Origin of the sequence: Bacteroides sp. AM44-19, from assembly GCF_003603395.1 — a bacterium.
Taxonomy (GTDB): domain Bacteria; phylum Bacteroidota; class Bacteroidia; order Bacteroidales; family Bacteroidaceae; genus Bacteroides; species Bacteroides uniformis.
The window spans coordinates 70,013-86,387 of sequence record NZ_QTNB01000005.1; the positions used below are offsets into that span (position 1 = coordinate 70,013).

Annotated in this window: 12 protein-coding genes; 10 read left to right on the forward strand and 2 right to left on the reverse strand. The window is 52.0% G+C overall.

The window, feature by feature from the left end; genetic code table 11:
- The first annotated feature begins 87 nt into the window (after positions 1-87).
- The 6 genes from DW947_RS09615 (at position 88) to ald (ending at position 8,806) form a co-directional block, all read left to right on the forward strand.
- On the forward strand, positions 88-1,650 hold the full coding sequence (locus tag DW947_RS09615; protein ID WP_016274383.1) for an ATP-binding protein: 1,563 nt from the start codon (positions 88-90) through the stop codon (positions 1,648-1,650).
- A 225-nt stretch (positions 1,651-1,875) separates the two neighbouring features.
- On the forward strand, positions 1,876-3,936 hold the full coding sequence (locus DW947_RS09620; protein WP_165859465.1) for a leucine-rich repeat protein: 2,061 nt from the start codon (positions 1,876-1,878) through the stop codon (positions 3,934-3,936).
- Positions 3,937-3,989: 53 nt separating this feature from the next.
- Positions 3,990-4,166: a hypothetical protein gene (locus tag DW947_RS21580; RefSeq protein WP_016274381.1), complete on the forward strand. Its 177-nt coding sequence runs from the start codon at positions 3,990-3,992 to the stop codon at positions 4,164-4,166.
- Between the two features lie 87 nt (positions 4,167-4,253).
- Entirely contained in the window at positions 4,254-6,533 is a 2,280-nt protein-coding gene (locus tag DW947_RS21990) for a leucine-rich repeat domain-containing protein (protein WP_117963148.1), read from the forward strand.
- Between the two features lie 32 nt (positions 6,534-6,565).
- Positions 6,566-7,567 (forward strand): fimbrillin family protein, encoded by a 1,002-nt coding sequence (locus tag DW947_RS09630; protein WP_057089516.1) that lies wholly within the window; start codon positions 6,566-6,568, stop codon positions 7,565-7,567.
- Between the two features lie 132 nt (positions 7,568-7,699).
- Positions 7,700-8,806 carry an alanine dehydrogenase gene (gene ald / locus DW947_RS09635; RefSeq protein WP_117963150.1) on the forward strand — a complete coding sequence of 369 codons (1,107 nt, stop codon included), beginning with the start codon at positions 7,700-7,702 and terminating at the stop codon, positions 8,804-8,806.
- 29 nt (positions 8,807-8,835) lie between these two features.
- Here ald and DW947_RS09640 read toward each other — a convergent pair whose 3' ends face one another.
- On the reverse strand, positions 8,836-10,053 hold the full coding sequence (locus DW947_RS09640; protein WP_117963152.1) for an MFS transporter: 1,218 nt from the start codon (positions 10,051-10,053) through the stop codon (positions 8,836-8,838).
- A 202-nt stretch (positions 10,054-10,255) separates the two neighbouring features.
- Here DW947_RS09640 and DW947_RS09645 point away from each other — a divergent pair, with 202 nt between their 5' ends.
- The 4 genes from DW947_RS09645 to gadC all read left to right on the forward strand — a co-directional run bounded on the left by DW947_RS09645 (position 10,256) and on the right by gadC (position 15,323).
- Entirely contained in the window at positions 10,256-11,692 is a 1,437-nt protein-coding gene (locus DW947_RS09645) for a glutamate decarboxylase (protein WP_005831197.1), read from the forward strand.
- 122 nt (positions 11,693-11,814) lie between these two features.
- A complete protein-coding gene (gene glsA / locus DW947_RS09650) occupies positions 11,815-12,780 on the forward strand; it encodes a glutaminase A (RefSeq protein WP_009038262.1) in 966 nt (321 codons plus the stop codon).
- 109 nt (positions 12,781-12,889) lie between these two features.
- Positions 12,890-13,633, forward strand: coding sequence for a potassium channel family protein (locus DW947_RS09655; RefSeq protein WP_005832258.1), 744 nt, complete (start codon positions 12,890-12,892; stop codon positions 13,631-13,633).
- Positions 13,634-13,736: 103 nt separating this feature from the next.
- Positions 13,737-15,323, forward strand: a complete 1,587-nt coding sequence (gadC, locus tag DW947_RS09660; protein ID WP_005832260.1) for a putative glutamine/gamma-aminobutyrate antiporter GadC — start codon at positions 13,737-13,739, stop codon at positions 15,321-15,323.
- 92 nt (positions 15,324-15,415) lie between these two features.
- On the opposite strand, the gene DW947_RS09665 is transcribed toward gadC, so the two are convergent.
- On the reverse strand, positions 15,416-16,366 hold the full coding sequence (locus DW947_RS09665; RefSeq protein ID WP_117963154.1) for an NAD(P)H-dependent flavin oxidoreductase: 951 nt from the start codon (positions 16,364-16,366) through the stop codon (positions 15,416-15,418).
- Positions 16,367-16,375: the final 9 nt, after the last annotated feature.

Below are 16,375 nucleotides of genomic sequence, written 5' to 3' on the forward strand. Positions count from 1 at the left end.
CGTATATTTGTGCGTTGCAAGTAATATATAAGAAAGTTACAGGTAATATATAAGAAAAGTGATATATAAGAAAGGAGAACCGGAAATATGGAACCCATACAGAGCAACAAAATCTACCCCATCGGCATACAGAACTTCGAGAAGATGCGCAAAGGCGGCTATTTCTACGTCGACAAGACCGCCCTTGTCTACCGGCTGGTAAAGACGGGCAGCTACTACTTCCTAAGCCGCCCCCGGCGCTTCGGCAAGAGCCTGCTCATCTCCACCCTCGAAGCCTACTTCCAGGGAAAGAAGGAACTCTTTGAAGGGCTGGCGATGGAGAAGCTGGAGAAAGACTGGATAAAACGCCCCGTGCTGCACATCGACCTGAATATAGGGAAGTATGACACCCCGGACAGCTTGGACAAACAGCTGGAAAAAGCTGTGACAGAATGGGAACAGCTTTATGGCACGGGAATGGCGGAAAGCACGCTTGCCCTTCGCTTCGCCGGAGTGGTCAGGCGTGCCTGCGAGCAGACGGGGCAACGTGTGGCCATCCTCATCGACGAATACGACAAGCCCATGCTGCAAGCCATCGGCAACAAAGCGCTGCAGAACGAGTTCCGCAACACCTTGAAACCCTTCTACGGCGTACTGAAAACCATGGACGGATGCATCCAGTTTGCCCTGCTGACGGGGGTCACCAAGTTCGGCAAGGTCAGCGTGTTCAGCGACCTCAACAACCTGAACGACATCTCCATGGACCGGCGATACCTTGCCCTTTGCGGTGTCACCGACGAAGAGCTGCGCCAAGAATTCGCCCCAAGCATCCGGCTGCTGGCGCAGGCGCAAAACATGACCTACGAGGAAACCTGCCAACGCTTGCAGAAAGATTACGACGGTTACCACTTCACACACAACTCCATCGGAATCTACAACCCTTTCAGCCTGCTCAACACCTTCGACAAGCAGGAGTTCGGCAGCTATTGGTTCGAGACGGGCACCCCCACCTATCTGGTGGAACTGCTGAAACGCAACCACTACAACCTGGAGGAGATGGCCCATGCAGAAACCTACGCCGACGTGCTGAACAGCATCTATGGCGACGAAGACCCACTGCCCGTCATCTTCCAAAGCGGATACCTCACGATTAAGGAGTACGACCCAAGGTTCGGACTCTACCGCCTCGGCTTCCCCAACCGGGAAGTGGAAGAAGGGTTCGTCAAGTTCCTGATGCCGTTCTACACCCGCTTCAACAAGATAGAGGCACCGTTCGAGATACAGAAGTTTGTACGTGAGATAGAATCCGGACAGCCCGATGCCTTCTTCCGCCGCCTGCAAAGTTTCTTTGCCGACACCCCCTACGAACTTGTCGGCGACCGCGAACTGCACTACCAGAACGTGCTTTTCATTGTCTTCAAGCTGGTGGGATTCTATACCCAAGTGGAATATCACACCTCCGAGGGACGTGTGGACCTCGTGCTGAAGACAGACCGCTACATCTACATCATGGAGTTCAAGTTCGAAGGCACTGCCGAAGAAGCGCTGCGGCAGATTGACGAAAAACACTACGCGCAACCCTTCGAAGCCGACGGTCGCCCACTGTTCAGGATAGGCGTGAACTTCAGCGCCCGGACGCGCAACATAGAAAGGTGGCTGATAAAAGCATGACTTCCTCCCCATAAGGACGGATTTTCATCCTCCGCACTTCCCTTCACACCCCCTCCGGAAGCACTTCTGAGAGGGGGTGCGACAATTCAGGACAACAAGGCGACAATGCAGGACAAGCACCGAGGGGTAAAATTAGGCAGTTTATACCATTATTAACAACTTTGCAGACACATTTGCAAAGGAACATTAATAAAACCTATAACAACCCAAATGGAGAACTGCATCATGAAACGACTGACCTCACAGGGATGGGAAACGCTGCGCACACTGACCGCCATCACGGCAGCCATAGGTACCATGATATGCCTGCTGATACTGGCAGGATGCACCAACGAACTGACCGGGCAGGACGAAAACCGGGGAAACGGACAAGCGCTGACGCTGGGAACCGTAAGCATAGAAGGAGGAAACACCCGTGCCGCCGATGCCGTGTCCGGCGTGGCATCCGGCCATAGCTTCAGAGACGACGAAAAGCTGCACGTAGCCCTCACCGCCGGAAGCGCCCAATCTGCCGGCACCTACCTATACGACGGCAACAACAGCAGCTGGAGTTCCACCAAGACCGAGCGCGCCTACTGGCAAGGGAGCGGCAACCACACCCTCACCGCCTGGTGGGGACCCGCTTATTCTTCCTCCTCCCCTGCCGTTTACGACATGCCCTCCGACTACGAAACCAACACCGCCGCAGGGAGCACCCTGAATGCCTGGGACGGCAAGCAATATACCGCTGCCGCCGATAAATGGCACATCACCGACCTGCTGCACTACAGCGGTACACATTCCGCCACATCCTCTTCCATCAATCTGCTGCTGAAGCACAGCATGGCGCAGCTATGCGTCAACCTGCTGCCGGGCGACGGCATCACCGCCGAACAGCTGCAGACGGCCACCGTACACCTCAAGCAAGCGAAAGCCTACTTCACCATGAATACCGACGGAGAGCCCGTCATCCATAATCACGACGGCGAAGCCTCCACCCCTACCGATGTCCGCCTGCTGAAGAACGGCAATACCTCGTCGGCATACTACGCCCTGATGCTGCCGGGACAGACCTTTGCCGCAAACCGACTGATGATAAGCATCCACATCGGAAACGACATCTATAAGTACCTCCCCACCAACGACATCACCACCCAAGCCAATACCTGCCACGAGCTGAAACTGAAAGTAAACAAAGCAGGGGTGAGCGCATTGAGCGTAACGTCCACCGGATGGCAAAGCCCGACACTGGTGGAGGCGACGGAAGCAGAAAGCTTCGTAACAGTGGAGAACGAAACAGCGGGAAGCCTGCTGGCAGATGGGTCTGCACTGAAGACTGCACTGGCAAGCGCCGGCCAAGACAGCCCCATCAAGGTAATGATTACGGGGGAGATTAGCGACCAGGACTTGGCGAATTTGAAAGAGCAGATGATCGGTGGTAGTAATGGTAATAAATACTTCAAGGTCAGCCACCTCTACATCACCGCAAGCGGGGCGACAACCATACCGGAGGGATTTTGCAAAACGGGGGATAACACAAATACCGCACTTCAAGAGGTGATACTCCCCGAAGGGATAACAAGTATAGGAGAGCGCGCATTCCAAAGCTGCACGACACTAAAGAGCATTCAACTGCCAAAGAAAGTGACAAAGATAGGAAAGTACGCATTCATTAATTGCCGCCAGCTAACAAACATCCAACTGCCGGACGGAGTGACAGAAATAGGAGAATACGCATTCGTCGACTGTAGCAGCCTGACAGAAATCAGCATCCCCACGGGAGTAACGAAGATAGGAGAGAGGACATTCCAAAGCTGCGCGAATCTGACGAGCATCCAACTGCCGGAGACAGTGACAGAGATAGGCCAAAGCGCATTCAACTACTGTGGAAGTCTGAAGGAAATCAACATACCGAAAGCAGCGACAAGCATAGGAAGCTACGCATTCCAGTATTGTAGCAGCTTGACAGAAATCAGCATACCCAAAGCAGTGACAAGCATAGGAGTCTGCGCATTCTACGACTGCTCCGCCCTCGAAGAAGTCGTCCTCAGCGGCACCAACGACCAATTTGGCTTCTTCCTGCCCACCGTTGGTGATGGTGCATTCGCAGGCACCTCCGCCACCCTCCTCTTCCTCACCGATGTCACCGAAGAGATGTTCAAGGCAGAAGGAAATGCCGCCACATGCCAATCCTGGGGTAGTGTCACCTGGAAAGCCATCCACTACAACCTGACTGCGGATAATCCTGCCAGCCTGACAGACACCGCCAACTATAGCGGCCACTGGCTCAAGGACTCCCCCCAATAACCCCAACCCCATAACCCATAACTCAAAATTCATAACTCATAATTCAAAACCCCATGGCAACAACCTTTGAAAAGCTCATCAGTCTCGTGGCCTACGACAACGCCCTGACCGAGCGCACGGACGACTTCTACCTCCGTGCCAAGACACAACCCCGCACACTGGGCATCACCGAGATAGCCCGCGAAACAGCCCGGCAACTGGGCAAGTACGGCGAAAACCCGTTGGGATAACACCCCACGGCCCTACCCCCATAAGGGTGCGCACCCCCACCCCGAACGGCCCTACTTATACGAAACCCTAAAAAAGACACCCAACGAATGAAAACAAGGAACCACCTCCGCCGGACGCTACTGCTCCCCACCCTGCTGCTTGCCCTGCTGCCGCCCTGCGCCTGCACAGACGACATCTGCCCCGACACCGCCCCCCTGCCCGGTGCCGACAGTGAAGCCACAGCCTCCCTCATAGGCCACCCCATACAGATAGGCTGCATCGCCACAAGCGTGGAACAGCAGTCGCCCATGGCCGGAGAAGAAGGAGGGCAGACACGCGCCGACGGAACCACCGGCACACCCGCCACGGAAACCGGCTTCCCCAAAGTAGGAACCACCATCACCGTATTCATGACCGTGCCCGTAAGGTCGTCGTCGGCAGCAGACGGCTCGTCCGCCGAAGTCCGCTACAGCCACGCCAACTACACCTGCACCTCCGTCAGCACCGACGGCGGCACGCAAGCCGTCACCTCCGCCACTTGGCAGCCCACCGACCCCGCCAACCTCCTCCGCTGGGAGAAAGACGCCGCCGCCTACTACTTCGCCGCCATCTCCCCCGCCATAGAGATGCAGCCACTGGAGGCATTGACATATACCGGCAGCGACGGCAACAGCGGAGGCAGCTACGCCCTGCAGACGGGCGAAGCCTTCACCTTCCAGCTGCCCCAAGCCTTCACCCCCGAGAACTACGCCTACTGGGAACAGCTGCGCACCTCCGGCCTCGCCGTCCGCATACCCCAGCCCACCGCCGACCCCATCCCCCTACAGATGCAACGCGCCCTGGTGAAAGTGGACATCTTCTCCACCGCATCCGCCGCCGTCCTGCTGAAAGCACCTGCCAAAGCCGTATTCTGCGCCTACACAGGCGGAGTGACGGCGCTGAGAGAGGCACCCATTGTGAGCAATTCTACTGACGGGATACACTCCTATCTGTTTGTTGACAAGCTCACCGACACCCGTTCCGTCACCACCTTGAGCCGGGACGGTGCGGCGGTGCATCGGGCGTTGATGATACCCACTTACCACCAATACAGCCCAGACTACCTCCCCCCTAATGGACCTACTTGCAGCGAAGCCGGAGGAAACGGTGCCCTCTCTTTTCTTACGGACAAGGTATATAGCGCCGGAGGCTCAATCGGCAGCAGCAGCGAGACCGGCAGCGTCACCGGCGGCACCACCGGCAACCGATTCTATCTCCCCGGCAAGTACCTGCAAGTGTCGGACGGAAGTACCGACATAAAAGGCACAGCACCGGAAAACATCCTCCTGCTGGATGGGACGGAAGCGTCCTACAATGCCGTAAAGAGCAGGCTGGAAGCGATAAATGCCGCCGGAAGCTCTTCTCCCCCTACCCTCGTCTCCAAACTCTTCATCAGCGGTTCTGTACCGGAAGGCATGGACCAGAGCGAGCTGTTAGGATTGCTGGGCAGCAGCCATAATTACGTACAAAACCTCTATATGGAGCCGGTGAAGGAAGTGCCTACGAATTGGTATCTCTTCACCAACGGCAATAGTACTCTGCAAAGCATCAACCTGCCACAAGCCACCAAAATAGGATATAATGCTTTCAATAAATGCACCGGCCTGACAAGCATCAACCTGCCACAAGTCACCAAAATAGGATATAATACTCTTCAGGGTTGTACCGGCCTGACAAGCATCGACCTGTCACAAGTCACCAAAATAGGAAATGGTACTTTTGTGAATTGTACCAGCCTGACAAATATTGACCTGTCACAAGCCACCGACATCGGAGAAAATGCTTTCTGGAATTGCACCGCCCTGACAAGTATCGACCTGCCACAAGTCACCGACATCGGAGTCAGTGCTTTTTGGAGTTGCACCGGCCTGACAAGTATCGACCTGCCACAAGCCATCGGAATCGGAGAAAGAGCCTTCCAGGATTGCACCGCCCTGGCAAGCATTGACCTGCCAAAAGTCACCAATATAGGAATCGGAGCTTTCGTCGGATGCGGGAAACTGGCAAGCATCTACCTGCCACAAGTCACCGACATCAGAGAAGATGCTTTCTTTGGTTGCACCGGCCTGAAGAGCATCGTCCTTAGCGGCACCGGTACCGAAAACAGCTTCGCTCTCCCCACCTACGACACCCAAAACGGTCTCGGAAATTATAATTTCTCCCCCGAGAACCTCTTCCTCACCGGAGTTACCGCACTCGAGGACGATCAAATCACCCAGTGCCGCACCTGGGGAAAGATGACTTGGGCGAACATATACTATAACTACAAGGGAAGCCCTTCACTTGCCGAAGCCACCATTACGGAGCTGACAAACCCCGAGAATTACACAAAAGTAACCGATAAGTAACTTATTATTAACAACAAATAAATAGACCAAATATGAAAACAAGAAGTATCCAAACGCTGCTCCTCGCAGCCACCCTCGGCCTGCTGGTCACCGCCTGTAACAACGATTCAGACCAGACAGTGGACATCACCAAGCCCATCAACGTGAAGCTCTCGCTCACCACCACCGGCACCAATATCCCCATCAGCCGCGCCGCCATCGGCGCCACCGAGTTCGATGATGACGACGCACTGGGCCTCTACATCGCCCACAAAACGGGTGCCAACGATGAATCCCCCATCAGCGCCTCCCTCGACCCCAAGAACACCAAATGGGTAAACGGCAGCTTCACCGACGAACCCCTCTACTGGCAGAACGTCACCGACCAGCACACCCTCTACGCCTACTATCCCTATACCAACACCGCCACCGACACCTACACCGTGCCCAACGTCAGCATCAAGCCCGACCAGAACAACAGCAGCACCGCCGCCGCCGACTACGAAGCCTCCGACCTGCTGTGGGGCAAATGCACCACCGTGGCAACGAACAACGCAAGCATCAGCATGAAGCACTGCATGAGCCAAATCACCGTCACCCTCTCCGCAGGAAACGGCTACTCCTCCCTGCCCGCCATCGACAAGGTAGAACTGCTCTGCTCCGCAGGCTTCGCCCTCAGCGGCACGTGGAATCTGGCAGACGGCAAAGTAACAAAGGCTAATGATGCCGCTGCCACCGACGCTGCAGCTGCATCTACCACCTCCATCACCACCTACGCCCACAGCGTTGCAGGTGCCACCACCTACCGCGCCATCGTGCTGCCGGGTCAGGCATTCACCAATAGCTCCCAATTCGTAAAAGTCACCTCCGGCAGCAACACCTACACCTACTATCTGGCTATGAGTTCCAGCGAAAACCTCACTACCGAGGCCAACAAAACCTACAACTTCGACCTCAGCCTGAACAAGGCCGGGCTGACGCTGAAAGGGATTACCATCGCCGCATGGGACACAGATGAAATAGAAGGGGATGCAGGCATGGACATTGGAAACTGATGGACAATGAACGATGAAGAATGAATAACCGAGAACGAAAACTGTTCTTAAACATGGAGGGTACGGAGACACTGTACCCTCCATTTTTGTATCTTGCGCCATGTTTAACCCCTCAATAAAAACTTTAAGGTTATGATTATCGGAGTACCTAAAGAAATCAAGAACAACGAGAACCGTGTAGGAATGACCCCTGCCGGAGTAGCCGAGTTGGTGAAACGCGGTCATACGGTGTATGTACAAGCCTCTGCAGGCGCAAACAGCGGTTTCTCTGACGATGATTACATCGCCGTAGGTGCACAAATGTTGCCAACCATTGAAGACACGTATGCCATAGCCGACATGATTGTCAAGGTAAAGGAGCCCATCGCACCGGAGTACAAACTGATAAAAAAGGGACAAGTGGTATTCACCTATTTCCACTTCGCTGCCGATAAATTGCTGACCGAAGCCATGATAGCAAGCGGCGCCGTCTGCATCGCCTACGAAACGGTAGAGAAAGAAGACCGCTCACTTCCGCTGCTTACCCCCATGAGCGAAGTGGCGGGACGCATGGCCACCCAGGTAGGAGCACGCTTCCTCGAAAAACCCCAAGGCGGCAAAGGGAAACTGATGGGTGGCGTGACGGGTGTACGCCCCGCACGCGTACTTATCCTGGGCGGCGGCATTGTGGGCACCAATGCCGCACAAATAGCTGCCGGAATGGGTGCCGAGGTACTGATTGCCGACATCAACCTTCCCCGCCTGCGCTACCTCAGTGAAGTGATGCCCAAGAATGTAAAAACACTCTATTCTTCCCTTCACAATATCAAAATGGAATTACCTACAATAGACCTCGTAATAGGGTCTGTCCTTATCCCCGGTGACAAAGCGCCTCATCTCATCACCAAAGAAATGCTGAAAATGATGAAGCCCGGCACCGTACTCGTAGACGTTGCCATCGACCAAGGCGGATGTTTCGAAACCTCCCACCCCACCACGCACAGCGACCCTACCTACATTGTGGACGGAATTGTACACTACGCCGTTGCCAATATCCCCGGCGCCGTACCCTTCACCTCCACCATGGCACTGACAAATGCCACCCTGCCCTACACCGTAGCCCTGGCATGCAAAGGCTGGAGACAAGCCTGCAAGGACGATCCGGCTCTGGCGCTAGGATTGAACGTAGTGGAAGGCAAGGTAACATACAAAGCTGTAGCCGACGTCTTCGGGCTGAAATATGAGGCGATTGAGTTATAAGTTATGAGTTATGAGTTAGTGTTTTTAACTCATAACTTCCCCAACAAAGAATCCTTCCTCCTCGCATACTCCCACCACATGGCGAGCAGTGTGATGCAGAGATTGAAAATAAACGGGAATTCCTTGGAACTAGTGTGGAACAAGGTCTGAAAGAAGTCTGTAATGAACGGGGACAATAGAATCGCCAGATAATTCATCACCATTACAAAGGCCAGTGCCAAGGTTGTTTTTTCCGGTATGGCCGTATCTACTGTCTCGTCATAAATCAGCGGTTGAATGACACCATATCCCAAACCAACCAACATACATCCCGGTATTATCAGCCATTCTTTAGGCGAAATCCATATCAAGAGCAAACCCGCTGCAATGGACAAAAGACTGTAAAATTTCGTATTTTTTCCCATCCACTTCACGATATGCCCCAGGAAGAAGCCCGGAGCCATAATGGCCAGGAAGAATAAGGAAATCATCAATCCGGAATTTCCGCTGGAGAAGTGATGTGCCTCCATCAAAAAAGGCAAGTCAAAAGTAACCGCCAGCACTACATACGTAGTGACGCCATAAAACAGCATCAACTGTAGCAGATGGCGGACATGGATGCCGTATTTACCGGAAATCGCACGCTTGGATTCCTCCGGAACAACGGCAGCTGTATCTTCTGCTATCTGCGGCTGACCGGTATCCCCCTTCAAATATCCGACAAGCAGCAGAGAAACCAACGGAAGCAGGTATACCACGAAAGGCAAGTGCCAGTTTACCTCTGCCAGATACCCAGTCACCGCCGTTGCCACAACCAGCGTCACATTGGTAATGGCAGAACTGTAACCAAACTGCTTCACCCGATATTCCCCCGTGAAATAGCGTGAAACCAGACCGGTGGACAACGGAATAATCACCCCCGAACCGATGCCAAGCAAAGCGCTGACCACCATCAACTGCCACATTTTATCCGAAAAAAGATAAAGTACCCCACTGGTGGCAAACATCCAAAGCCCCGCTTTCAGCAGACGCACAAAGTCACGTTTCTCGGCCAGCTTGCCCGCCAACAGCACAAAAGGAATTATCAGCAGCGAAGGCAGGGAGGTAAGCATCTGTATATCCAGTTCTGTGGCATGTGGAAAAATGGTAGTAAGTTGTCCCAAAATAGGTGATACGGCCAATCCCGGCAAGGAAGTCAATGCAGAGACTGACCAAATGCCGACAAGCGTGATAAGGGGGATTGTACCCCTTCCGGTATTGATTTTCATATAGTAGTATATTAATTAAATGAATAATGTGGGAACAACAAACCTACCTTCAGAATGTTCGTTTTTTAAGATTTTACTACGCTGCCCTTTAATAAACGCCAAATAATGCAAAACCCCGGAACTTTCATCCGCAAACCCCGTTGTTGTGGGAAATTCGACGGGGAAAAGCCCCGCCGCCTAAACCTTTAAAAAACTTATTAATATGGAAGATTTGAATTTCAGAAAAGGAGATGCAAAAACTGAAGTATTCGGTTCAAACCGTATGTTACAACCCTCACCCGTAGAAAAGATTCCCGACGGACCTACTACCCCGGAAATCGCCTATCAGATGGTGAAAGACGAGACCTTCGCCCAAACGCAGCCTCGCTTGAATCTGGCTACATTCGTCACTACCTATATGGACGAATATGCAACCAAGCTGATGAACGAAGCCATCAACATCAACTACATTGACGAGACCGAATATCCGCGCATCGCCGTAATGAACGGTAAATGTATCAACATCGTGGCCAACCTCTGGAACTCTCCTGAAAAAGAAACCTGGAAAACCGGCGCACTTGCCATCGGTTCCTCGGAGGCATGTATGCTGGGTGGTGTGGCAGCCTGGTTGCGCTGGCGCAAGAAACGTCAGGCACAAGGCAAACCGTTCGACAAACCCAACTTCGTTATTTCAACCGGTTTCCAGGTGGTATGGGAAAAATTCGCCCAATTGTGGCAGATTGAAATGCGTGAAGTGCCTTTGACACTGGACAAGACCACGCTCGACCCCGAAGAAGCCTTGAAGATGTGTGATGAGAACACCATCTGTATCGTGCCTATCCAAGGCGTTACATGGACAGGACTGAACGATGACGTCGAAGCCCTCGACAAAGCCCTCGATGCCTACAATGCGAAGACCGGCTACGACATTCCTATCCACGTAGATGCCGCCAGCGGTGGTTTCATCCTCCCGTTCCTCTATCCTGAAAAGAAATGGGACTTCCGTCTGAAGTGGGTACTCTCCATCAGCGTCAGCGGACACAAATTCGGTCTGGTTTATCCGGGTCTGGGCTGGGTTTGCTGGAAAGGCAAAGAATATCTGCCCGAAGAAATGTCATTCAGCGTAAACTACCTCGGTGCCAACATTACTCAGGTAGGCCTGAACTTCTCCCGTCCTGCCGCACAGATTCTGGGTCAATATTACCAGTTCATCCGTTTGGGATTCCAGGGTTACAAAGAAGTACAGTACAACTCTCTGACCATCGCCAAGTATATCCATGACGAAATCGGCAAGATGGCTCCGTTCGTAAACTATTCCGACGAAGTTGTGAACCCACTGTTCATCTGGTACTTGAAACCGGAATATGCAAGAGCTGCCAAATGGACTCTGTATGACCTGCAGGACAAGTTGTCACAGCACGGCTGGATGGTACCCGCCTATACACTGCCTTCAAAACTGGAAGACTACGTCGTTATGCGTGTCGTTGTCCGCCAGGGATTCAGCCGCGACATGGCAGACATGCTGTTGGGTGACATCAAGAATGCCATCACGGAGCTGGAGAAACTGGATTACCCGACTCCTACCCGTATGGCACAGGAAAAGAACCTGCCGGTGGAAACCAAAATATTCAACCACGGATGCCGTACTCATAAAAAATAAATTAATTTACGATTAAACGATTTACGATGTACGATTAGAGTTTCTCTTGATACGGACTACGTTTAAAGGAGTAATTTCAATCGTAAATCGTACATCGTCTAATCGTACATCACAACGTGTTTATGGAAAAGAAAATATCAATTTCACAAATAAAGGAGGTTGCCCAAGAAGCCTACAATGAGGTGAAGGGCAGCACAGGAGGCAAGAATGCGGATTATATTCCCTACCTTGCCAACATAGACTCCAAACTATTCGGACTCAGCATCTGCCTGATGAACGGGCAGACCATCAATATAGGTGACACAGACTATCGTTTCGGTATAGAGTCCGTCTCGAAGGTACACACAGCCATCCTTATCCTGCGCCAATACGGTGCGCAGAAAGTGCTGGACATGATAGGTGCCGATGCCACGGGACTACCGTTCAACTCCATCATCGCCATCTTGCTGGAAAACGACCACCCTTCCACTCCATTGGTAAATGCCGGTGCCATTTCCGCCTGTTCCATGGTACAGCCAGTGGGAAACTCCGACAAGAAATGGGATGCCATTGTACAGAATGTCACTGAGCTGTGCGGCTCCGCCCCACAACTCATCGACGAACTGTACAAATCGGAAACGGCTACCAACTTCAACAACCGCTCCATTGCCTGGCTGCTGAAAAACTACAACCGCATCTACGATAATCCGGACATGGCTCTCGACCTCTATACTCGCCAGTGTTCTCTCGGCATCACGGCCCAGCAACTGGGCATTGCCGCAGGAACCATCGCCAATAACGGTGTGAACCCCGTCACCAAACAAACGGTGTTCGAAGCCAGCCTGGCACCGAAAATCACGTCGATGATTTCTACCGTAGGCTTCTACGAGCATTCGGGCGACTGGATGTACACCGCCGGCATACCGGCCAAAAGCGGTGTAGGCGGTGGTGTAATGGCCGTATTGCCCGGTGTCATGGGAGTATCGGCCTTCGCTCCTCCCCTAGACGAAGCGGGAAACTCCGTAAAGGCCCAATCGGCAATCAAGTTCATCATGAACAAGCTCGGCCTGGGTGTATTCAACGGTGATAACGTAACGATTACAGAATAAGTTTCTCTTTTTAGTTATGAGTTATAGGTTATGAGTTATTTGTTGGTAGGCACCGTAATCAGCAAATGACTTATAACTCATAACTTATGACTTTATAATGGACTTCATCATGAAAATGGCTCTATCAGAATTTGTATTGCGGGAAAAAGGTATCTATGGCATACTGCATGTCATTATATTGATACTGTCGCTATTTTTAGTTATCAGCATCTCTGTCGACACGTTCAAGGGGATCCCCTTTTACGAACAGTCGGTCTACATGAAAGTACAGTTGTGGATATGCGCCCTGTTCCTGGCAGATTTTGTATTGGAATGGTTCCTGGCAGAGAAGAAGGGTCACTACGTGGCCACGCATTTCATTTTCCTGCTGGTAGCTATACCCTATCAAAACATCATTGCCTATATGGGATGGACTTTCTCACCCGAGATAACCTATATGCTGCGTTTCATCCCATTGGTGCGGGGTGGTTACGCCATGGCTATCGTGGTGGGTTGGCTGACGTACAACCGCGCATCGGGACTGTTCGTTTCCTACCTTACCATGTTGCTGGCCACTGTCTATTTTTCCAGTCTGGCCTTTTATGTCATGGAGCATGGTCCCAATCCTTTAGTTAAAGGATATGGAGACGCCTTATGGTGGGCATTTATGGATGTGACGACGGTGGGTTCCAATATCATAGCAGTCACTCCCACCGGACGGGTACTGTCCGTACTGCTGGCTGCGCTGGGCATGATGATGTTCCCTATCTTTACAGTGTATGTAACGAGCCTGGTCGAACGGCGCAATAAGGAAAAAGAAGAGTTCTACAAGAAAGTTGCACAGAAGCCCGCGCCCAAAGCCGACGCTTCCTGAATAGTTAAAACCGGAACTTTCACTTATCCGTTGGGAACAACTCTCCCCAAGTGTTGTTATAGACGCTGATTTTGAATATATTTTTCATCTAAAACCTTAACTTATGGCAAATATTAAACAAACAGTGAAGCTGGGTGTATTTACCCTGGCAATCATGAATGTGACGGCAGTAGTATCCCTACGTGGACTTCCTGCCGAGGCCGTGTACGGAATGAGTTCGGCCTTCTACTACTTATTTGCAGCCATTGTTTTTCTGATTCCGACGTCACTTGTCGCCGCGGAACTGGCTGCCATGTTTCAAGACAAGCAAGGCGGTGTGTTCCGCTGGGTGGGCGAAGCCTACGGAAAAAAACTGGGCTTCCTTGCCATCTGGGTACAATGGATTGAAAGTACAATCTGGTATCCTACCGTATTGACATTCGGTGCCGTATCCATTGCTTTCATCGGCATGAACGACGTACACGACATGTCACTGGCCAACAACAAGTATTACTCGCTCGTCGTTGTCCTCATCATCTACTGGCTAGCCACGTTCATCTCCATGAAGGGTATGAGCTGGGTAGGTAAAGTGGCAAAGGTCGGCGGCCTGGTCGGGACCATTATTCCTGCCGCACTGCTGATTATCTTGGGTATCATCTACCTTGCCACCGGCGGACACTCCAACCTGGACTTCCACAGCAGCTTCTTCCCCGACTTGACGAACTTCGACAACGTGGTGCTTGCTGCCAGTATCTTCCTCTTCTATGCCGGTATGGAAATGGGCGGTATCCACGTAAAAGACGTGAACAATCCCTCCAAGAATTATCCGAAGGCAGTGTTCATCGGTGCGGCCATTACGGTTATCATCTTCGTGCTCGGTACTTTCTCACTGGGCATCATCATCCCGGCCAAAGACATCAGTCTGACACAGAGTCTGCTTGTAGGCTTCGATAACTATTTCCATTACATCCGTGCCTCCTGGCTGTCACCCATCATCGCCATTGCTCTGGCATTCGGGGTGCTGGCAGGTGTATTGACATGGGTTGCCGGTCCGTCCAAAGGTATCTTTGCCGTAGGAAAAGCAGGCTACATGCCTCCGTTCTTCCAGAAGACAAACAAACTGGGCGTACAGAAGAATATCCTTTATGTACAAGGCGGTGCAGTAACCGTACTGAGCCTTCTGTTCGTAGTCATGCCTTCCGTACAGAGTTTCTACCAGATTCTATCACAGCTGACTGTAGTCCTCTATCTTATCATGTATATGCTGATGTTCTCCGGAGCCATCGTGCTGCGTTATAAGATGAAGAAGCTGAACCGTCCGTTCCGTATCGGCAAGAATGGCAACGGATTGATGTGGCTCATCGGTGGACTTGGTTTCTGCGGGTCATTGCTGGCATTCGTACTGAGCTTTATCCCACCCAGCCAGATTTCAACAGGCAGCAACACAGTATGGTTCTCCGTGCTCATCATCGGTGCGCTGATTGTAGTCATTGCCCCATTCATTATTTATGCTTCCAAGAAACCGTCCTGGGTTGACCCGAACAGTAGCTTTGAACCGTTCCATTGGGAAGAGCAACCTGCTGTGCAGACAGCCGGTAAAAGTGCAACAAATATGGCTACCGGTAGCGCCACTGCCAGCAGCAATGGCACAAGTAATTCCGCCACAAGTGGAAATACGGCAAAAGACACAACCAATATCCCCAAAGGATAAAAGGTTATAAGTTGAAACTAAAAAAGGAATATCCCCGAAATCACCGGGAATATTCCTTTTTTATTGTTATATGATACCAGAAGAGGGAATATTCAGAAATCCAATTCCTGCATTCTCTCCCACGCCCTTCTGCTCTCCTCCACCAACTCTTGCATGACCGACGCCACAGACTGCACTCCCTTTCCATGCAGCAAGGCAGATACCTGCCCTATTTCCAGTTCCCCTTCTTCCAAGTCACCTTCAAAAATACCACGTTTGGCACGGCCGCGCCCTAAAAGGATACGAAGTTCTTCCTCTGAAGCTCCCACAGCCTCAGCAGCCTCTACGGCACTGCGAAAGTTATTGCGCACCAGACGCACCGGAGCCAATTTCTTCAAAAGCAGACGGGTATCCCCTTCTTCCAAATGCAGGCAATAATCCTTAAATACCTCGCTTGCAGAACTTTCTGCCGTCAAGGCAAAGCGTGTACCAATCTGTACACCTTCCGCACCCAGCACCCGGGCAGCCAGCATGGCCTCACCCGTTGCAATGCCACCGGCAGCAATCAGCGGAAGTGTAGTAACTGTACGTACAGCAGGTATCAGACACAGAGTGGTAGTCTCCTCCCTCCCATTGTGCCCACCGGCTTCGAAGCCTTCGGCAACTATTGCATCGACACCCGCCTCTTCTGCCTTCACGGCAAAACGCGAGGATGAAACAACATGCACCACCGTGATGCCACGCTCGTGCAACCAACCGGTCCATTTCTTCGGGCTGCCGGCAGATGTAAATACAATCTTCACTCCCTCGTCGGCCACAATCTGCATTATCTCTTCTATCTGGGGATACATCAAGGGAATATTCACACCAAAAGCATGATGCGTAGCCTCACGGCATTTCCTGATATGCTCCCGCAACGTTTCGGGATGCATCGAACCTGCGCCGAGCAAGCCCAGCCCTCCCGCATTGCTTACAGCAGCAGCAAGTCTCCAGCCGCTACACCACACCATACCACCTTGAATTATCGGATATCTTATTCCGAATAGAGAAGTCACTCTGTTCATTATTACTTT